We start from the raw sequence: 18,352 nt of genomic DNA on the forward strand, positions 1-18,352 counted from the left end.
CTTTCAAGGTGATGGGCGGGCATCGCTGCCCGCCCGGTTGATGCTCAGGCGGCTACCTGCTCATTGGCTGGGGCCGGTGCTTCCTCAACGCTGCCGAACGCCATGCCCTCCGGCAGCCAGCGTTGCAACATTTCCAGCTGCTGCGGGCTGCGGGCGACTTTTTCCGGCTCGGCAAACACCCGTTCCAGCGCATCGGCCAACTCGCTTCGCTTGTCGCGGCTGCGGGCCTGCGACCACTGATCGCCTAGGAGGCCGCTGCCGAGGGAAAGCAGCTGGTCGCGGGGGATGCGTCCGAGATAGTTGGCGCGCGTCGGACGCCAGTAACCGGCCATGCTGGCGGCGGTCAGCGACAGCGCCAGTTCGCAGGCGGTCGCTTCGCGGCCGGTGGAAAGCTGCGGTTTCAGGCTACTGGCCACGCAGTAGGCCAATAGGTCGAGCTTTTGCTGGTCGGAAAGGCCGGTGAATGCCTGGAATTGCTCTGCTTCCGTGTCCTGATGTAGCCAACCCAGCGACAAGCCTTCCTCGATTGTCTGCAACGCCTCGCCCGCGGCGGTCGGCTCTTTGACCGCCGGATTCTGCGTGCGGAAAAGCACGTCCAGATCGCGGGGCTGGCCTTTGTTGAAGACGGCGCAGGCGACGGTAAAAACCAACAGGTCGAGGGCGACCAGCCGGTTGCGGGCGATTTCCACCTGTGCCGCCTGCAAGCGGTAGCCTTCGAGGTTGCGCTGGAGCGTGGCGGGCATACCGCCCGGCTTTGCCCTTCGGGCATCGCCGTCACCGGCCAGCTGCTTCGCGTCCTCACGCCTCACCAGTCCCTTTTCGACGCTAAGTTTTCCATCCTTGTCGATGGAGACATAGCAGCCGGCCTGCGACATCTCATCGGGGTCGTAGGCAACGAAGGATTCGAGCTTTTGCTCGATGTCGGCAAGCGCCGTTTCCGCCGCTTCCTGCCTTTCGGCAAGGGCGGAATCGTCGCCGTCCATCCCGTCGGCTTCGGTGATGGCTTCCAGTTCGGCTTCGGCCTCCGCTTTCGCGGCCAGTAGCTCCGGCGGCGCGTCCACCGGCTGCGGGCGAATCCGGCTGCAACCGTGGATGACGCTCCAATCGCGGTCGGGGCTGACCTCCACCCATTTCCAGCCTTCGGCGGCAAGCGTTTGCCGGGTGGTTTCGAGCGCTTCACCGGCCAGCTGGTGAAGCAGATCGGGATTTTCGAGATAGACCTGTTCGCCGAACAGGTCGGCGCGCGACACGCCACCGGCGGCGTGGTAAGCGTCCAGCCCGACGAAGCGGGCCAGCTTGCTTTTCGCTTCGGCCATCTCGTCGGTGAGCATGGCCCGGATGTCGCGGGCGGAATGCCATTCCTCCAACGATGCGTAGACCTGCATCTGCTTGGCGTGGTCATCGGTGACGGTGAAGGCCATCAGGCATTCGAGCGTCAATTTCTCCGCCCGGTAAGCATCGAGCAATTCCGGGGCGGCCTTGCCCAGCGTCAGCCGCTGCTCGACCAGCTTGGCCGTGCAGCCGAAACGGTTGGATACCTGCTCGACGGTGTGGCCCTGCTCGATAAGCGCCGCGAACGCCGTGAACTCGTCGGCGGGGTGCATCGCCTGCCGGACGGTGTTTTCCACCAAACTCAACTCATGGGCTTCTTCCTTGGTGTAAATCCGGCAAGGGACGGCGTAATCTGCCGCAAAATGCCCTTCGGCTTGCAGCGCTTTCAGGGCGGCGAGCCGGCGGCTTCCGGCGAATACGAAGTATTTGCCCTTCTTGCCGGGATAGACGTTCAGATTCAACATCAGCCCGTGTTTCGGGATGGACGCTAACAGGTCGTCGATGCCGGCGGCGGTTTTACGCACGTTCAGCGGGGACTTTTCGAGCTTCTTGACTTCAATCATCGTATTATTCATAAATTAGTCTCCATAAGGTTAAGTTTAAATTCCGGGGCAGGCTGCAACCTGCCCCGGTTTGCTCAGTAATCCTCCGGCATCAGCACGGTGGTCACTGAGCGGTCGGCTTCGGTGATGATCCAAAACCGCTTGCCGCCGGAGCGGTAGACCGACAACAGCCGTCCCCCTTGCTTCAGCGAACATTCGTTAAGCTGGCGATCCTCGCTGGGGATTTCGCCCCAATCGCCATCGGCGTGGCGGCTGAGTCCCTGCTGCACGTCCACCGGATCGAGTAGCGACTCTGCGTTGGTGGTGATAACCGTATCTCCCAGCGGGAATTTCGGCAGTTTCAGGCAGATAATGTTGATTGCGGCAAATCCGTCCATTTTGATAACTCCATGATTGTTGATTTAAAAAGAAAGGGCGGGCATCGCTGCCCGCCCGGTTGGGTTCATTCCTCGCCGCTGTTGGCTTCCTCGCGGGCCTTGCGGGATTTGGCGTCGGCTTGCATCTGCTTAAAGATCCAGGTGTGGGCCTGGTCGAGCAGCTTGGCCATCGCCAGAATGTCGTCAAAGCCGAGGCTGTCGGTTTCCTTCCAAGTTTCGTCGCCTTGCTTGTAGCTGCGCTGCGGCGTGACGCTGTACCAGGTGCCTTTGTCGTTAGTGTTCCGCCAGATGGTGGCTTGCAGGACGCCGATGCGGAGTTTGTGTGCTGGTGAAGACATAAAGAGTTTCCTTTCCTTGATTGCCGGCCCGACCATCGGGCCTTAACGGGAGCAACCAATCAGCCGCAAAGACGGGCTTTAGCCCACCGGCCGCATCGTGCGGCCGGTGCCCGCTGCAAGGGGAAAAACCGAAGGTTCATTCATTTGAAATCAATGATTGATGAAAGCCGTTTTTCCCCTTGCGGCGGGCGGCTGCGGCTGTAGGTTCGCGGGAGTAAGGCCAGTTGGGCGGGGTGGACTCTTAAGCAAAAGGAAGATTCTGGCAGATCAGCGGCACTCTTCCGTCGGCAGCCGGCCGCTTCACCGGGCGGAAGGCGCAATAAGGGCGTGGCTGGTCATGCGCCTCGGCGGGCAGAAGGGTAACGGCGAAGGGATGCAGGGGAGAAACGGGCGCTACGGGGAGGAAAGGTGATGGAGGCTGGCTCCAGGTGTGGCCCCCCTACCCACTGTCTTTCGCAAACCGTGGCCAGTTCCAGTCGGCGGGAAGGCAAGATCAAGGATTCGTGTTTAACGGTTTGAGATAGACGCGGGAAGCGACAAGACAATAAAACCAGCGGCATGCAATCATCTAATCCGCATATAACATTGTGTTAATAGCCGACTTTCTCAAGACTGTCGTGGGCAAGCCGCTCAGAACCCCGCCGATAAGAACAACGCGCAACCAGCGTAGGGAATGCTCGCGCTATAAGGGCTTTGCACGGCGTTTTTCATTGTATACATATTTACACCAGACGCGCTTTTACCGCAGTAATCCCCGTATTGATCCCAACTCGCCGTCATCCTCCCGCTATAAGGCAATCCATCATCCAACTTTGAATCTATGTAGTATGTCTGATTCGAGCTAAATGCCCTGCCATCTCCGCCAAGCGGGATGGTGATAGCCCAGCCCCCTGCTGGTGGCCCCGATATGACGAAGGTATGCGCTGCGTTGGTGACGCCTGCGACAGCGCCACGCATCCCGTTATCGGTATACATCAGTTCAACGGCGCTATTCCCATAACTAGCTGGCACGTTTGCGATATTATTATGCGGGCAAGATGCGAGATTGGAAATAGGCGAAGCGATAGTCGCCCCGCCACACATCCTGCCTGACGTATACCCGCCGGGAATGAGTCCCGCCAGGGCGAGCTGGTTCCAGACCCCGAACACCTCATCAAAATTCATCTTGTACTCATTTGCTGGATTGCTATATGATTTTCCGGCGATAATTCCATCGCCATTGCCGTTACAGGCCATGCCGATTGACGCAGTGTTCCATATGCCGCATTCGGGATCAGCGGGCCAGTACTGCGTTGCCTGCGAGCAATCTCCGGGTAAGCAATTATACTTTTCTTTAAAGGTCATCACTGCGGTTTTATACTTCTCGACCTGCGAAATGACCGCTCGCATTTGTGCGGCGGCAATCAAATCCCGCCCGACCATGATGCCGCCCACGATCAGGGCGATGATGACCAGCACGATGCTCAATTCGATCAGGGTGAAGCCCTTGACCGGCGGGTGAGCCGGTGTCGGGCGGTTTGGTAATGGCTGGAGTGGCGTCATCCCGCCAGCATATTGGCAAAGCATTACCAAATCATTAAGTATTTTACGCAATCGCTTGCCAGCACTCCTCAAATCTGGCTGAGACGGCGTAACCGCCGTGCGTGCCTCCGTCACGCCTGCCCGATCCGCCCTTCGCCGTTTGGGTTACTACGGGCGAATCGGGCAGAAAGCTCCCGGCAAGCGGGCCTTCAATGGCCCTGGGATGGCTCAGGGGGGGGTGGAAGGGCTTTGGGAAAGGAAACCAGCAGGCAACCGCGGCACAAGGCTGAAAAGGGCCTTTACCGGGCAGAAACCGCCACGCGGCCCGTCGCGGTGATCGCCGCTGTCTTTGTGCGCGCGCACAAAGTAGGCTTGCCCACCGCCAAATCGTTCTTAGGATGTCTCATGACACCGTGAAATGACTTACCGGGATGATGACATGACAAACGTGCGGGCATCAGGGCCACGGCAATTCATGCGTCTGCGGGACAGCTTCCGCACCGCGTTTCCGTGGAATCACCACGACCTGACCCGCGACGGTTTCCGCCAGTGGGCGCGCAAGAAGCGCCAGCCGCCTATCAATGTCGATGCCCACCACTGGAAACCGCTGCGTGAGGGTGAGGCGGTTCCGAGGGAAATGGTCGAAGCGTTTTCCGAATATGCCGCCCTGATGCTCCTCGTCCCGGCGGGCGAGTGCCGGCTTTCCGTCATCGCTGAAACCTGCGACCCGCCGGAGAAAAAGAAAACGGCATCCGGCGGCCGCCCGCGCGTGGCATATGCCAGTGGTTGGAAATATTTATACAGCTTCTGGGCCGACTCGTTTGCGATCGATGAATCTGCCCGCTGCAATGACGAATCCGACCTGCTTGTGGCTGCTCGGTACGTCTTCGAGTGCGTGGGCTGGCACGACAAGCGGCTTTCGGGCAACAGCGCCATCGCCTACGCCGAAGGCGTCATGAAACGAACGCTCGAAGAATACGCCCAGGCTTTGCTGCTGTTCTGGCAGACCAATGAGCATGCGGTGCTGTTCGCCACCCAGAAGCGGGGCGGCACGGTCGAGCGGATCGGCGTCAGCGTCTGCGTGGCGGTCACGGAGGATTTTTACCGACGGTTCCGCGCCGGCGAAGCGATGGAATCCCAGATCGAACCCGGCGACCTGGTGCCGCAAAGCCAATTTGTCCTGATCCAAGCCTACGCGGAAAACGTCGCCATCGACCTGAAGCAAAATAAGGTTGCCCGCAGCCTGGCGCAATCGCGTAACGCCCTCTACCAGCTGGCTTCGCTGTTCCTGCCCGTCCAGTATGACGCATGGCAACCTCATATGGTGACATTTGCCGGCTCGACGGAGAACGGCAAACGGCAGCATGCCTACGGGTTTTCGCCGACGGGGGCGAAGCTCGCCGAAACCGGCAAGATCATCGTGGAATTCGCGCCGCCGACGCCGGATAAGCAGGGCGTCGGCTATGTGAAGGCCCTCGCCGAATACCTGCCGATGAAATCGCTGATCCAGATTTTCCAAGCCTACATCGAATCCCAGCGCCCGCTGCTGGAGTAACCGCCCGCCTGGCGGGCCAACCGCCGTCACCGTTGCCCGGATTTCGCCGCGGCAGGCCCTGCCTGCCGGCGGCCCCGCTACCTCCACGCCTTTTGACCATCCCCTTGCCACGGCATCCCCGCCGCGAAAGGCCGCTCATGCCCGACACGTTCCTCTCGATCGGCATCGACCAGCTGATGCCCGATCCGACGCAACCGCGAAAAACCTTCCTCAAGGAAGAAATCGAGCGCCTGGCCGCCTCGGTGGCCGCACGCGGCATGCTCCAGCCGCTGCGGGTGATGTTCGACGAAACCCGAGGGTCTTACCTGATCGTGACCGGCGAAAGCCGCTACCGGGCCGGGCTAATGGCCGGGATGGCAGCGCTTCCCTGCCTGCTGGTGGAAGGCCAGCCGGATGAAGCGGAGCTGCTGGCCGACCGCATCGTGGAGAATTCCTGCCGCCACGACCTGCGGCCGCTGGAGCTGGCCCGGTCGCTGGCCAAGCTCAGGTCGCTCAAGAAATGCACCTCCGGCCAGCTCGCCGTCGAGCTGGGCCTTTCCGGGGCGTCGGTCTGCCGTGCGGAAGCGCTGCTGTCCCTGCCCGGCGACATCCAATCGCTGGTCGATGGCGGCTCAATCCCCGAATCGACCGCCTATGAACTATCCCGCCTGCCCAATGAGCAAAGCATGCGGGAGCTGGCGCTGGCCGTCACGGCGGGCAAGCTCAGCCGCGACCAGGTAGCCGACGCCGTGCGGGCCAGCGTCGGCAAGCGCCACGTCAGGCCGAAGTCGGCGCGGCTGCCGCTCCGGCTCGACGGCGGCATTTCCGTCACCGTGTCGGCGGGCCAGCCGCTGACCTGGGACGACTTCAACACCGCCATCGACCGCATCCGAAAGGAGGCCAAAAAGCTCTATGAGGGCGGCAAGGACATTACCGAGCTGGCCCGGTCGCTCAAGGCGTCGTAAGCGACGCCGCAACCGTTTTGCCGCCCGCCAGCGTGGCGCGCGGTGTCTCCCTTGGATTTTGCACCATTGAGGAAAGGTTGGTTGTCGATCATGACGTCAAACGTGAAGTGGTCATTGCGTCGTGAGTGCCGTTTTCTGCTCCTATTTGCCCTGCCCTGCCTGCTGGCGGCCGCCCCGCCGGCGGAAACCACCGCACCGCCCGCCGCGGTCAAGAAGCCGAGAAAGCTCGATCCACGCGATGCGTGGATCGCTGCCCAACCCCGCTTCATCCAGGCTGACCGCGAAATCTGCGAAGCCATTGAGGCCCGTCTGGCCAGTATCAAGAACTATCTGGAAGAGCGCAAGGCTGGTGCCCGACCGTTCGCCGCGGCGGTACTCAGCCTCAAGGGCAAAATGCTTTACACCGAAGGCGTGGCCACGCAGGTAGTGGACGCCGTAGCCGGACTGTTCGGCAGCAAGCCATCCGAGGATGGGTTTGCCAATTATGTCCGGGAATGCTTCCACGAGCATGTGCTCGACGAATCGAAGCTGCAAAAGGTGATCGACGATGCCGTGGCCGGCTTCGCCGGAGACGTGCGTGACATCGACAGTCAATTCCTGGTCGATCTGCGTGCCGACCTGGCCGACGACGCCATCAAGCTAGAAATCGACCTGCCACAGACGCAAGCGAAGGCGTCAATGAACATCGCCGTCAAAATTGCCGTCAACGATGCCGTCAAAGTTGCGGGCAAGGACATCGCAGCAATGATCGTTACTCAGGGCGTTTCAATCGTGGCCGGAAACGCCATCGGTGACACGCTCAACAGGCCAGGTGATTCGGGTAAAAGGAAGCTGGCAGTCAATGCCGCTGTCGGGTACGCGGTCGATAAGGCGATCGATGGCGTGGTGGCCGGGGCCGGCTTCGATCCGCTGGCCAAGGTGACCGAAACAGCGACCGAAGCGATCGACATCACAGCCAGGTATGTGATCGATGGCGGAAAGGAAATCGCGTATCACTATCCGATCATGTTCAAAATTTCGCAATTACATCCAAATACGGCGGTTCGTGCTGCGTGTTTTGATGCGGTAGAAGTGATGGATCGCCGCGACACGCTGGGCCTGCGTCACCGGCTCTACAGGCTGCAATTTGAACAAAGTCGCCGTCGCGGGCTGGCGGTTTTCAACTACCTTCTCGGGCCGGACGTCCAGGTGCCGGAGTACATGCTCTATCCGCCCGTCGCCCCCGATACCCTGCCCGAGGACGAAGAAATCATCAGCGATGCCGCCGCTATCAAAGCCTTCTTCGGGGTCAATCGCTGATGAAAACGAACATGACATCGCTGCTGGCCGCCGTCCTGGTCATGGGGCTAGCCGTGCCAGCCCATGCCGGCCTGCCCAGCAAAGTCGTGCAGGAAACCGCCGAATTCCTGATGAAGAAATTCGGGCGGGAAGCGGCCGAGGAAGGGGCCGAAAGGCTGGCCGGTAAGGTCGCATCGGCGGTGGCCCGGCACGGCGACGACGTGATCCTGGCCGTGCGTAAAGCCGGGCCGAAAGCGTTGAGCCTCGCCGATGAGGCGGGTGAAAACGCGCCGCAGGTGCTGCGTTTCCTGAGCCGCCACGGCGATGACGGCGTGCGGGCGCTCAGCCATCCCGAAAGCCTGGGCCTTCTCAGCCGCTACGGCGACGACGCGGCTGAAATGCTGATCCGCCACCGGGCCGCTGCCGCGCCGGTGGTCGCACGGCTGGGCGAGCCTGCCGTCAAGGCGCTGGGGGCGGTTGGGCCGCAGGCTGGCCGCCGCATGGCCATGCTGGCCGGCGACCTGGCCGAAAGCGGGCAGGCACCGGAAGTCATGGGCGTCATCGCACGCTACGGCGATCCGGCGATGGATTTCCTCTGGCGCAACAAAGCCATCCTGGCCGGCGGTGCCACGCTTGCCGCCTTCCTTGCCGACCCGGAACCCTACATCAACGGCACGGCGGACATCGCCCGCGTGGGCGTCGAGGGCGCCAACCAGCTTGCCGCCACGGTGGCGGAGAACGCTGTCAAACCCACGCTGGAGGCGGCCGGCAAGGTCGCCAGCAACGCGGTGGAGGCCGCCCGCTGGCCGCTCACCGCCCTGCTCGTCGCAGGAATCGGTGGTGGTGTCCTCATCGTGCGGGCCGGCTTCTTCAAATCGTTGCCGGTCAGGATCGCTTTCAAGCTGGCGGGCAAGCAAGCGGCGCGCACGCTGTTCAAGAAAGGCTGAGGGCCATCATGAACGGTAACGGCCCCTGCTACGACTGGGCGGCGCGCGCCGCCGCCCAGATCGTCAACCTGCACGATCCTTCCGCCGGCAAGGCGGAGGAATTCGGCCGCATCCTCTTCGTCATCCTCGAAGCCATGCGCGCCGCTCATGCCGAGCTGACCTTTCATGCCGAACTGGCATGGCTGGAGCCGAGCGACAACTGAAGAGGTTGAACGGCAACCCTCGTCATATCCGGGCGTCATCGGCTGGCCCGACGCCCGCACCGGCCGGTCATGCGCACCGTTACCGGCCGCGTGTTTTGCCCCTCCCCCGCTTTCCCTCCTGCGAGGCCCTTCATGATCGCCACGTTCAACGCCCTCATCATCCGCCTGCTGCTGGTGGGTGCCTGCGCCGCCGCCGGCGGCGGTGCCGTCATGCTGGGCATGCGGTATCCGCCGGTCGCCTGTATCGTACTGGCCGGACTCGTATGGCGTAGTCTTCGCCGCCGGCATGGCTTCGGCTGGTCGCACGGCACAGCCCGCTGGGCGGAATTGCACGACTTTTGCCGATACGGCTTACTCGGCCATCGCGGCCCGATCCTGGGCCGCTTCGCCCCGTCCAGGCCGCTACGCTGGCAGGGCATCCGCACGTTGTTTTCGCTGCGAACCGGCCATGAGATGGCATGCCGGGGTTTTCTCGCCGCGTTTCTGGGTGCAAGGTGGAACCGCGACCGCATGGTGCGCCTGCCCTCGCATGTGCACATGATGACGGCCGCGCCGGCTGGCCGTGGCAAGGGGGTGAGCGTCGTCATCCCCAACCTTCTTGCCTTGCCCGGCAGCGTCGTCGTCACCGATCCCAAAGGCGAGAATTTCAAGCTGACGGCGGAGCATCGCCGCAAGCGCTTTGGTCATCGCGTGCTGCGGCTCGATCCGTTCGGCCTGTGCGGGCCGGGATCGGATAGCTTCAACCCCCTCTCCTGCATCGACCCGCAGGCGCCAGACTTCGCCGACCAGTGCCGCGACGTGGCCAACATGCTGGTCGTAAGGAGCGGCACCGAGCATGATCCGCACTGGAATGACTCAGCGGAATTGGTGCTATGTGCATTTATCGCATTCGTCTGCGGCTGCGAAGCCGATCCGGCCAAGCGGACGCTGAGCGTGGTACGGGGCATCGTGTCGTCGCCCGACAGCTTCAAGCGGGCGGTGGCCACGATGCAGAAGGTGGAGCATCCCGAAATCCGCCGCTTCGGCACCCTGCTCGAATGGTTTAAAGACAAGGAGTTAAATAGCGTCCTCACGTCGGTTAACCGCCACACGCAATTCATGGATTCTCCGGCAATTTCCGCCGTTTTGAACGGCACCAACTTCGATCCGCGTGAGTTGCGGGGCGGCAACCGGTCGCTTTACCTGATCCTGCCTGCCGACCGCATTTCCACCCTGGCTCCGCTGATGCGCCTTTGGGTGGGCATGACCATCCGCCTGCTGGCGCGGGGCGGTGCCGACGAAAGCAGACCGGTTTTGTTCCTGCTTGACGAAGCGGCGCATCTTGGCCGGATTCAGGTGCTCGAAGATGCGGTCACGCTGATGCGCGGCATGGGCATCCGCCTGTGGTTCTTTTTCCAGTCGCTGGCGCAGCTGAAAGCCTGCTACGGCGACAAGGCCGAGGTGATGCTCGACTGCTTCGACACCCAACAATTCTTCGGCAGCAATTCCTACGAATCGGCCGAGGCGATCAGCCGTCGCATCGGGGAATGCACGATCAGCACGGTGTCCTATACCGAAAATTCCGGCTGGTCGCGGCCTGACAGCGTGGCTGGCAAAGAGCCGCAGCCGGGCAGCTATTCGGGCGGCTCCTCCTCTTCGACGTCCGACATGGCGCGCAGGCTCATCAAGCCGGAGGAGATTTTGTGCATGCCGGATCACACCGCCCTGGTTCTGCACAGGAATCTGCCGCCCATGTCTGTGCGGCTTTTGCGCTATTACGACGCACCGGAATTCCGCAAGGGCCGCAGCGGCCGGCAGCGTGGGCTGGGCCTGCCCGCCGGCGTCGCGGCGGCCGCGTTGCTGGCGATCGGCGTCACCTTCGCCGCGTTCGCTTACCAGCTGCCCGATACGGGCGGGCCGCGATTCGCCGAAATGCCGGCCGCCGGCCTCTTCGGGCGCGAGGAGGAACCCGCCTATGAGTCGCCGATTCTCCAGCCGGCGGCTTACGCACCGCGGGCGCGACGCCACAGGCGTTAGCGAAGCAACTCCCCTGCCCTTCCGGGCGGGTGCGGCTATCCGATCGAGATTCGCCGATCGCCGGGCGTTCCGGCGGTTGCGCGTGCCACCAGTGCCAGCAATGGGAGGATGTTTCGATGCCGGAAGAAATTCAGGGGGAGTCGGGCGGCGTGATGAATTGGGCGGCGGGCGTCGTCGCCAACGTTTACAACGCCGTGAAGGAAGGCGGCCAGATTCAAGCCGCTGGCAGGCAGGGCATCGATGAACTTGGAGCTGCTTTGAAAGCTTTTCCCGACGCCATCCAAATGGATGAGCCGGGCACGGCGTTCAACCCGCTGTACCGCAACATGGAAGGCGAGCCGCCTTCCCCCGGTGTACTAGTCGTTGCGGAAACGGCGGCCCCGCTGCCTTCACCGTCAGAAATCGCGCAAGCCGAGCAACCGCGAGGGTCGGTGCACGGCGAAGCGCTGGAAGCCAGCACGCAGCCCCTGCCCTCGCCCAGCGAGATTGCCAACGATCCGACGCCTTACGCACCGCCACAGGATCAGGGCAACGTCCACGGGCAGGAGATGGGCCGGGAAATGTGACAGCTAGCCCAATGCCGCCTACCGCCTTGGGCGGTCTGGCGGCACGCCTTGCCGGGAGAAACGATGAGCCAGCAGAAACCGGCACCGCCCGCCCGCATCGACTGGCGCGGTGCCGATATGCGCAACGTCAACATGTCCGGGTTATCGCTGGAAGGTGTTGATATGAGGGCAAGCGATTGCTCAGGCAGCAACTTCTCGAATACGAATCTTCGCTACGCCGATTTTCGCGGCGCGATACTCAACGGCACCAATTTCCAGAATGCCAACCTGTACGGGGCCAAAATGCAGGGCGTGGAGGCCCACCAGGCGGATTTCCGGGGTGCCAACGTGCAGTTGGCGAATTTCGGCGGCGCCTATCTCGATGGGACGATCCTGCCGCCTGCGGCGGCAAAGCCCGTACTTCCCTCCCCAAGCGAAATCGCCAACCAACCGGCACCGTCGCCGGGCCAGTCTAACCGGCAGGAACGTGGCCGGAGTAACGGGCGCGGGTAGCCGTGTATCCAGCTTTCAAATGAACGGAGAAGCCGGGAATGCTCGCGTAACACACAGGCCCCCCTGTGCGTTTTACGGGGCAGTTCCTTACCTCATGTGTAATGCCGGAATTCCACCATTCCCGCTTTCCGACTTTCTGACTTTCCGCCTATCCGGCTTTCCGGCGTTACTCCTTTCCGGCTTTCCGGCGTTTCTCTTCTTTCTCGTGGAACGGTTTCAAGGCCCGCTCGAACATTGTGCCCGGATGAATCTTGTCGTCGTGCGCCCACTCATATAAATCATTGACGATGACTTCGCTTAGAAAGAGCGACACTTTGACCTTCCGGCCTTTGTCGGCTGGCTCGGTTTTGCTGCCTTTGGGACGGCCCCGCTTGGCGAAGCGGCGCGTATCGCTGGCGGGCGATGGCTCGACAGGTGAATCACTATCATCGGCAACACTCCCCTGCTCTGCCGGTGGCGGCGCGGCGGCGGTTTCCGGCTCGTCCTCTGGCTGCGAGGTGATGCCGCCAACGATGTTGCGAAACTTATCTCGTCTCAATCCCATTTCATCACCTCCTTTAGCTTTTCCGCAGCCGCTGCGTAATCCTCAAGGGCCTTCGAGCGGTTGAGCTTCAGAATGCGCCCTTCGCTGGTGGCGTACATCAGTTCCGACTCGACCCTAATCCTGCCAAGCAAGGGGTAGAGCTTGCCGATTTCCTCCTCCACCACGTCGTTGATCGCCCGCCTGGAATGCACTTCCGTCATGATGAAACCGGCGATCATCAGCTTGGGGTTCACCTGCTCGCGGTAGGTTTTCACCAGTTCTTCGAGGGTGGCGAAGGCCCGCATTTCAAATCCGCCGGGTTTGACCACAACGATCAACGCATCGGCAACTGCCAGGCAGTTGCTGGTCAGGATGCCCAGCGATGGCGGGCAGTCGATGAGCACCGTCGTATCGGCGGGGATTTTGGCCTTGGCCAGACAGGTTTTGAGCAGGTTTTCGCGGCCGACTTCGGCGACGAATTGCGTTTCCCCGCGTGCCAGGTCGATGGAGGACGGCGTGAGCGTGAGGTTATCGCTGATCGGCACCACCGGCAGCGGCCCGCGTTTGCTCAATGCCTCATAGAGCTGGCCATCCGCATCGTTGTAATTGAAGGCGCTGGTCAGGTCGGCCTGGTGATCCATATCCACCAGATGCACCCCCCTGCCCTGCCGGGCCAGGAGCACGCCTAGCGCGGCGGTGGTGGTGGTCTTGCCTACGCCTCCTTTCTGATTTACGACTGCTAAGACGGCCATACGACATAACTCCCTTTGAACATTCACTTTATAAAGCCTGAATTCAGGAATGCAGGAATTCCACCTTTTCCCCTTTCCTCCATTCCTGAATTCAGAACAAAAATAGACCGGGGCGGGGGATGGGTCAAGTCGCAACTACTGACAAGCCGAAATTAGATGGACGCTTCGCCGCATATGCGGCTGGACGGATCACCGCCTACTCACTGATGCGGGGTGACGTAATGGACAATGACTCACAAGAAGCCATCTCGCCTAAGAAGCCGAAGCGTGCAGCCGCAAAACCAGCCGACCGTAAACCCGGACGGACGGATGGGCGCACAAAGGCCACGCTGCTTTTGCCCGACTCGGTTGATTTCCGGTTGACCACCCTGGCGAAGAGCCTCAAGCTTGACAGAAGCACTTTTGCGGCTCAGCTTCTGGATGCCGGGCTTCGCCGCTATGCGCTCGACGCGGCGCTGCGGCTGCATTCGGGCGATACGGCCCCGGAACCGGACAGGGCAGGGGAGTAGCAAACAAAGGCGGAATTCAAGAAAGCCGGAATGCCTGAATTCTTGAATGGTGGAACGCCTGAATTCTTGAATGGGGCAATAGTGGAATGTCGGAAAGGCGGAATGCCTGAATTACGGAATAGGGCAATGCAGGAACGCCTGAATTCCAGAATTCCACCTTTTCTTAGGCCCGGTCATCCGCCGGCAGACGGCGGACAGAGCTAGCGCAGGCGGTGTTTGGCGAGCGGCTGGAGCCGGGCATCCAGCCCCGCATACCCTTCTGCTCCTTTCCCCCGCTTCCCCTGCAAAGGGGACGGGAGGGGTACAATCATCAAATGCGGCGAAGCCGCCACCGATCAAGCAAACCGGCACTTTCCGCCCCCCATGAGATATGGGGCGGAAAGTAGCCGGAACAAAAACCGGTCGTCGCGTAAGCGACATTCCAACAGGCAGCGATACGCGATTGGCCTGACCAAACATGGATGTTTGGGCGGGTCAATCGCCGCTGCCGACCGCATCAGCGGGCGAAAGGAAGCCGCAGGCTGTCCGCGTAGCGGACCGAAGCGAAGCGGAGTCCGGCAGCACGCGACGGCGAAGCCGGGATGCCAAGAGAGGGTTGAGAGATCAGGCCGACAACCTCTAGGCACCATTCCGACGGCCATTTAAACCTGATCGCGGCATTTTTTTTCAGTACGTCGAAAGAAAGGGCATTCAGGGAAGCGGTCGAAAACGCCCGCAAATGGCCCTGGGAAGCCCGGAAGCGATCTGGGGCAGGGGGAAGGTGGGTTGGAAGGGTAAGGCCGCTAGAATCGCCTTTGCGGGGCAGGGCGGGCTATGCGTCGGCGGCCATCGGCTCGGATGACCGGAGCAGGTTGCGAATAAATTCGCGGCGGCGGATCAACTGCCCGATGCGTCGCAACGATTCAAAGCCTTCGGCTAATTCGCCTGCCAGGTCGCCAGGCGTGGCCAATGCGTCGGCCTGGGAGTTGATTGCCGCCTGATCTTCCGGCGATAGCGCTGCGTAATAATCGTCGGCCCTTTGCAGCTCGGCGGCCTCATCCGCTTCCTGCTGCTTCTGGCGGCGCAGGGCTTCGCTGGCCAGCCGGTCTTTCTTCTTCTTGGCTTCCTCGCGCCGCTGCTTTTCAGCATGTGAAACGAAGGATTTAGGCGCGGCAAAGTCCTTTTTGATGGCTTCGACCAGGTAGGCCGCCGGTTCGTCGATCTTATCCGGCTTCTTATTGATAGCCCAGGAAACCCGCTCCAACTGGGCCTTTATCCGCTCCTCGGAATAGGCGCTGACCAGCTCACCGGCGATTTCCGGCGTCACCCCGAAGGCGATCAATTCCGCTTCCAGTTCGCTTACCACCGGCCCGGTAATTTCCAGAGACGATTCCAGCGGCTCGATTTCCAGGACGTTGGGGCCGCCGCGTTTGTTGAAAGCGCGGAATTCCGCCCTGGCTTTCGGGCCGGGCATGTAGAGCATGATCCAGTCGGGCTGACCATCGCGATCAACTGTGTCCTGGTAATCCACCTTGCCGATATAGCCGGATTCCAGATGCGGCTGGATGACCTTGCTCATCTGGGCGCGCGCCCGCTTCCATTCGGCGTGGCGCATCTGCGGCGCATGGGCGCAGAATTCGGAGTAAACCAGCTTCGCACGCGGTCGGTCGTATTTGAGGGCGGCGTACATCTGGTAGCTGAGCAGCTCGTAAAAGCGTTGTGGGGCAGGGGGCAGGCTTTTCAGGTAATCATAGTCGAGCGGGCGGGTCATCGCGCCGTTGATTACACGCATAAACACATCGTTGAGCGTGATGTAAACGCCGTCCGCCTTCTGGCCATTGGGAAGCTTCTCGCCGGTAAAAATCACGCTGTAGCGGGTGAATGCGGCTTCCACGGTGTTTTCAGTGCCATCGACCTGCTTGTAGCGGGTTTTTGTCGAAATACCGGCGAAAGCGTTCTGGTACAGGGCTTTTTTGACGTCGCTCCGGTTTTTGCCGCTGTCGCATAGGCCCAGCTCACGGCAAATATCGCTCAGGCTGCCAAGCTTGAGGAGCCGGGAAATCGGGCGGCGGGCTTCCTCGATCCGGCGGTTGATGATGAGGGTGTCGAGCTTGTAAGCCAGCGGGCCGGGCTGGCCGTGTTTCTTGCTGTAATCCACCTCCCACCTGGTTTCGCCGCTCCGCTCATCGCCATCGCTGATGCTGATCTCGATGTTGCCTTTCCGGGCAAGCCGGTGCATCGGGTAGCGAGTGAAAGCGGTTTCGACACGGATCGTGTTGACCGGCACCAGCTCGGTAGTGGGTTTTGGATCTGTTTCCATCATGTCACTTTCAAAAAAAGCACCAACACGCTGTCTAGTTGTTGTCTTTTAAAGTCTAAGAATTAAGTCTAATAGTCTAGGGCGAAATGCCGTCGAGATAAAGTAGTTAGTATCAGGTACTTGGAAAAAAATCCAGCACTGATTTAGAACCTCAAAGTGCCGGATACGTTACCTCAAAGTGCCGGGTTGGAATCTCAAAGTGCCGGATTTAGAATCTCAAAGTGCCGGATTTGACACCTCAAAGTGCCGGGTTGGAATCTCAAAGTGCCGGATACCGGGCATTTCCACGCTATTGCGGCCGAATCCCAAAGTGCCGGGACTGGTAAAAGGAGGGTTGAGGCTGAACCTCAAAGTGCCGGGGAGGGCTTTCACGGGGAAAATCTCCCTTGGCGGGTCGCCATACAACAGGTTACGCGGATTCGCCAGCCGGCAGGGTCGCCGGGAATCCGGATTTGATACCTCAAAGTGCCGGTCTGGAACCCCAAAGTGCCGGGTACTGGGCGTTTCCGCAATCTATAAGTCGTCCAATTGTAACGGCTTAGGGTTATTCATAGATCATGAGCTGGCCGAAATCTACCACCTTGGCCGCGAGTCATTCCCGCAATCAGGTATGCCCGAGCGGCTGCGTCAAAGGTTGGCTGGAGGCGGCCAGCTAGACGCTTCTGACAGGTGACATACCTGCCGGTGAGGGTGGGTAGGAAAATCGAGGGACATTCACAGCCAGAGAAAGATGAGGCGGTTATGGCGTGGCAGGGAACATTTGAATAGGATGGGTGCAGGCCTGACCAGTTCAAGATGATGATCGATCTTGTGAACGGGTACGATTATGATCGATATGAATCGCGCGATGGCGCAGTCACGCGACCGATGCCGCGTAGCAACGGCTCATAGCCCGATTGCAGGGCGTAGCTGGTGTGCAGGGCCGTGGCGTCGGGGACGCCGGGTGCATCCATCCTCAGCCTGCGGTGGAATTCGATTTCCAGGGTAAAGAGCTGTTCCAGCGGCGGCATGACCAGCCTCCCGGCGTTCGTCGGCGATCTGTATGGCTGGCCAGTATAACGCTATCGGTACGGGCGTCCAGTAAGCGGGGAAATTCAGGTATGGGCAATCGAGCCTTGCCGGGGTATCGGATTGGTGGTAATCGTCGGCCAAGCAACCTATAGATGGGGAAATCATTGCCGATCCCAGCGAAAGCCTGTTGGAGCGGATGGAACCGCCCGCCAGATGGGCCATGATCGGCGGGATGGTCGGTTGGGCAAGTGTGCTGGGTGGAAATAATCCCATTTTGGCAACTTTTGGATTGATCGGTCGCAAGCCGTGGGTTTGAATAGGGCAATCTTATTCCGACGTGCGAGTAAGAATCAAATCATCCCTGTCTCAAGAGGGCGGCTTCAATGCGACGCAATGCATGGAATGTTCTAGCTATCATTACTTTTGTTGTATCCCAAGGCGCGATCGTTTCAGCCGATGAATGGCTTGGGATGAAGGAAAAATCAGAGGGACACACTAGGGCAAAAGGTAATGTGGAGTACCGTGAGGAGACAAGGGCAGGCAAAGAATTCGTAGTCATTAAAGTGAATGTGTGGACTAAGGTTTCTGGACAGGGGAAAACTGGTCGAGGACATGCTATCTACACTGTGTGGAAGGCTGATGGAACACCATACAAGATTATCGATTCGCGAAAATATGCTTCAACAGGCCTTACCGATAGCTCAAACGAAAATCACAATGAGACAGAAGTACGTTTTCTAAAAGATTCATACTTCGGTAATTTTGACACGGATGAATTAGATGTGTTCGCTGAAGATAAGGGCGGGGTGCCAACTAGCACCTCAGACCTTGCCAAATGGATTAAAGAAGTGGCTGGGCCAGAGATCGACAAAGCCCGGTTGGATGTTATGAAGGCTGCGGCAGGGACTATCAAGGAAGGCACAAACTGGATTGTCAGGAAAAAGAAATAGAGATTTGCGGTATTCGATAGAGTAAGCAGATTGGTTTTTCGCGATATATCGCTGTGTCGTGCATGAGCCGCCGTGTCGTTCGATTCATGAGAGCGACCCGACGGCATTTCAGCCGTCGGTAAGTAGGCGATTTGTCCAAGCGGGATACCGAGCGGGGATGATAGACTCCGTCGGCC

At 60.3% G+C, this 18,352-nt stretch carries 18 protein-coding genes; 10 read left to right on the plus strand and 8 right to left on the minus strand.

The genetic code is table 11. The annotated features are described in order from the left end of the window. Positions 1-44: 44 nt before the first annotated feature. The 4 genes from SINAC_RS37530 to SINAC_RS37545 form a co-directional block, all read right to left on the minus strand. Complete coding sequence (locus SINAC_RS37530) at positions 45-1,907, minus strand: ParB/RepB/Spo0J family partition protein (protein ID WP_015250745.1); 1,863 nt, start codon at positions 1,905-1,907, stop codon at positions 45-47. Between the two features lie 62 nt (positions 1,908-1,969). Next, the gene (locus tag SINAC_RS37535; protein ID WP_015250746.1) at positions 1,970-2,272 is read right to left on the minus strand and encodes a hypothetical protein; all 303 of its coding nucleotides are present in this window, start codon (positions 2,270-2,272) and stop codon (positions 1,970-1,972) included. A gap of 65 nt (positions 2,273-2,337) precedes the next feature. After that, entirely contained in the window at positions 2,338-2,610 is a 273-nt protein-coding gene (locus SINAC_RS37540; RefSeq protein ID WP_015250747.1) for a hypothetical protein, read from the minus strand. 630 nt (positions 2,611-3,240) lie between these two features. Then, on the minus strand, positions 3,241-4,203 hold the full coding sequence (locus SINAC_RS37545; RefSeq protein ID WP_237722954.1) for a type II secretion system protein: 963 nt from the start codon (positions 4,201-4,203) through the stop codon (positions 3,241-3,243). 367 nt (positions 4,204-4,570) lie between these two features. On the opposite strand from SINAC_RS37545, the gene SINAC_RS37550 reads away from it, so the two are divergent. The 8 genes from SINAC_RS37550 (at position 4,571) to SINAC_RS37585 (ending at position 12,132) form a co-directional block, all read left to right on the plus strand. Beyond that, positions 4,571-5,686, plus strand: a complete 1,116-nt coding sequence (locus SINAC_RS37550) for a hypothetical protein (RefSeq protein WP_015250749.1) — start codon at positions 4,571-4,573, stop codon at positions 5,684-5,686. 137 nt (positions 5,687-5,823) lie between these two features. Next, a complete protein-coding gene (locus SINAC_RS37555) occupies positions 5,824-6,630 on the plus strand; it encodes a ParB/RepB/Spo0J family partition protein (protein ID WP_015250750.1) in 807 nt (268 codons plus the stop codon). 90 nt (positions 6,631-6,720) lie between these two features. Continuing rightward, positions 6,721-7,929, plus strand: a complete 1,209-nt coding sequence (locus SINAC_RS37560; RefSeq protein ID WP_237722956.1) for a hypothetical protein — start codon at positions 6,721-6,723, stop codon at positions 7,927-7,929. 11 nt (positions 7,930-7,940) lie between these two features. Further along, complete coding sequence (locus SINAC_RS37565; RefSeq protein WP_044148304.1) at positions 7,941-8,855, plus strand: hypothetical protein; 915 nt, start codon at positions 7,941-7,943, stop codon at positions 8,853-8,855. An 8-nt stretch (positions 8,856-8,863) separates the two neighbouring features. Beyond that, complete coding sequence (locus SINAC_RS37570; RefSeq protein ID WP_015250753.1) at positions 8,864-9,058, plus strand: hypothetical protein; 195 nt, start codon at positions 8,864-8,866, stop codon at positions 9,056-9,058. Positions 9,059-9,190: 132 nt separating this feature from the next. Next, a complete protein-coding gene (locus SINAC_RS38390; RefSeq protein WP_015250754.1) occupies positions 9,191-11,074 on the plus strand; it encodes a type IV secretory system conjugative DNA transfer family protein in 1,884 nt (627 codons plus the stop codon). A gap of 116 nt (positions 11,075-11,190) precedes the next feature. Continuing rightward, a complete protein-coding gene (locus SINAC_RS37580; RefSeq protein ID WP_015250755.1) occupies positions 11,191-11,640 on the plus strand; it encodes a hypothetical protein in 450 nt (149 codons plus the stop codon). A gap of 63 nt (positions 11,641-11,703) precedes the next feature. Further along, entirely contained in the window at positions 11,704-12,132 is a 429-nt protein-coding gene (locus SINAC_RS37585) for a pentapeptide repeat-containing protein (protein ID WP_015250756.1), read from the plus strand. 166 nt (positions 12,133-12,298) lie between these two features. Here the strand turns inward: SINAC_RS37585 and SINAC_RS37590 are convergent, their stop codons facing one another. Further along, positions 12,299-12,676, minus strand: coding sequence for a hypothetical protein (locus tag SINAC_RS37590; RefSeq protein WP_015250757.1), 378 nt, complete (start codon positions 12,674-12,676; stop codon positions 12,299-12,301). Continuing rightward, the gene (locus tag SINAC_RS37595; protein ID WP_015250758.1) at positions 12,667-13,407 is read right to left on the minus strand and encodes a ParA family protein; all 741 of its coding nucleotides are present in this window, start codon (positions 13,405-13,407) and stop codon (positions 12,667-12,669) included. Before SINAC_RS37595 ends, SINAC_RS37590 begins: the two co-directional genes overlap by 10 nt. A 119-nt stretch (positions 13,408-13,526) precedes the next feature. Between SINAC_RS37595 and SINAC_RS37600 the strand changes: the two genes are divergently transcribed. Further along, positions 13,527-13,916 (plus strand): hypothetical protein, encoded by a 390-nt coding sequence (locus SINAC_RS37600; RefSeq protein ID WP_015250759.1) that lies wholly within the window; start codon positions 13,527-13,529, stop codon positions 13,914-13,916. A gap of 811 nt (positions 13,917-14,727) precedes the next feature. On the opposite strand, the gene SINAC_RS37605 is transcribed toward SINAC_RS37600, so the two are convergent. Both SINAC_RS37605 and SINAC_RS37610 read right to left on the minus strand, forming a co-directional pair. Beyond that, the gene (locus tag SINAC_RS37605) at positions 14,728-16,218 is read right to left on the minus strand and encodes a hypothetical protein (RefSeq protein WP_020467754.1); all 1,491 of its coding nucleotides are present in this window, start codon (positions 16,216-16,218) and stop codon (positions 14,728-14,730) included. 821 nt (positions 16,219-17,039) lie between these two features. Further along, the gene (locus SINAC_RS37610; RefSeq protein ID WP_015250761.1) at positions 17,040-17,225 is read right to left on the minus strand and encodes a hypothetical protein; all 186 of its coding nucleotides are present in this window, start codon (positions 17,223-17,225) and stop codon (positions 17,040-17,042) included. A gap of 384 nt (positions 17,226-17,609) precedes the next feature. On the opposite strand from SINAC_RS37610, the gene SINAC_RS37615 reads away from it, so the two are divergent. Further along, a complete protein-coding gene (locus tag SINAC_RS37615; protein WP_015250762.1) occupies positions 17,610-18,176 on the plus strand; it encodes a hypothetical protein in 567 nt (188 codons plus the stop codon). The last annotated feature ends 176 nt before the right edge of the window (positions 18,177-18,352 follow it).

Origin of the sequence: Singulisphaera acidiphila DSM 18658, from assembly GCF_000242455.2 — a bacterium.
GTDB classification, from domain to species: domain Bacteria; phylum Planctomycetota; class Planctomycetia; order Isosphaerales; family Isosphaeraceae; genus Singulisphaera; species Singulisphaera acidiphila.

Bases quoted from the DNA above. Each gene is read 5' to 3' on its own strand.
- SINAC_RS37540 (WP_015250747.1), bottom strand. From the start codon at position 2,610: ATGTCTTCACCAGCACACAAACTCCGCATCGGCGTCCTGCAAGCCACC.
- SINAC_RS37530 (WP_015250745.1), bottom strand. From the start codon at position 1,907: ATGAATAATACGATGATTGAAGTCAAGAAGCTCGAAAAGTCCCCGCTG.
- SINAC_RS37595 (WP_015250758.1), bottom strand. From the start codon at position 13,407: ATGGCCGTCTTAGCAGTCGTAAATCAGAAAGGAGGCGTAGGCAAGACC.
- SINAC_RS37615 (WP_015250762.1), top strand. From the start codon at position 17,610: ATGCGACGCAATGCATGGAATGTTCTAGCTATCATTACTTTTGTTGTA.
- SINAC_RS37555 (WP_015250750.1), top strand. From the start codon at position 5,824: ATGCCCGACACGTTCCTCTCGATCGGCATCGACCAGCTGATGCCCGAT.
- SINAC_RS37590 (WP_015250757.1), bottom strand. From the start codon at position 12,676: ATGGGATTGAGACGAGATAAGTTTCGCAACATCGTTGGCGGCATCACC.
- SINAC_RS37605 (WP_020467754.1), bottom strand. From the start codon at position 16,218: ATGATGGAAACAGATCCAAAACCCACTACCGAGCTGGTGCCGGTCAAC.
- SINAC_RS37550 (WP_015250749.1), top strand. From the start codon at position 4,571: ATGACAAACGTGCGGGCATCAGGGCCACGGCAATTCATGCGTCTGCGG.
- SINAC_RS37560 (WP_237722956.1), top strand. From the start codon at position 6,721: ATGACGTCAAACGTGAAGTGGTCATTGCGTCGTGAGTGCCGTTTTCTG.
- SINAC_RS38390 (WP_015250754.1), top strand. From the start codon at position 9,191: ATGATCGCCACGTTCAACGCCCTCATCATCCGCCTGCTGCTGGTGGGT.
- SINAC_RS37535 (WP_015250746.1), bottom strand. From the start codon at position 2,272: ATGGACGGATTTGCCGCAATCAACATTATCTGCCTGAAACTGCCGAAA.
- SINAC_RS37565 (WP_044148304.1), top strand. From the start codon at position 7,941: ATGACATCGCTGCTGGCCGCCGTCCTGGTCATGGGGCTAGCCGTGCCA.
- SINAC_RS37610 (WP_015250761.1), bottom strand. From the start codon at position 17,225: ATGCCGCCGCTGGAACAGCTCTTTACCCTGGAAATCGAATTCCACCGC.
- SINAC_RS37600 (WP_015250759.1), top strand. From the start codon at position 13,527: ATGGGTCAAGTCGCAACTACTGACAAGCCGAAATTAGATGGACGCTTC.
- SINAC_RS37585 (WP_015250756.1), top strand. From the start codon at position 11,704: ATGAGCCAGCAGAAACCGGCACCGCCCGCCCGCATCGACTGGCGCGGT.
- SINAC_RS37580 (WP_015250755.1), top strand. From the start codon at position 11,191: ATGCCGGAAGAAATTCAGGGGGAGTCGGGCGGCGTGATGAATTGGGCG.
- SINAC_RS37570 (WP_015250753.1), top strand. From the start codon at position 8,864: ATGAACGGTAACGGCCCCTGCTACGACTGGGCGGCGCGCGCCGCCGCC.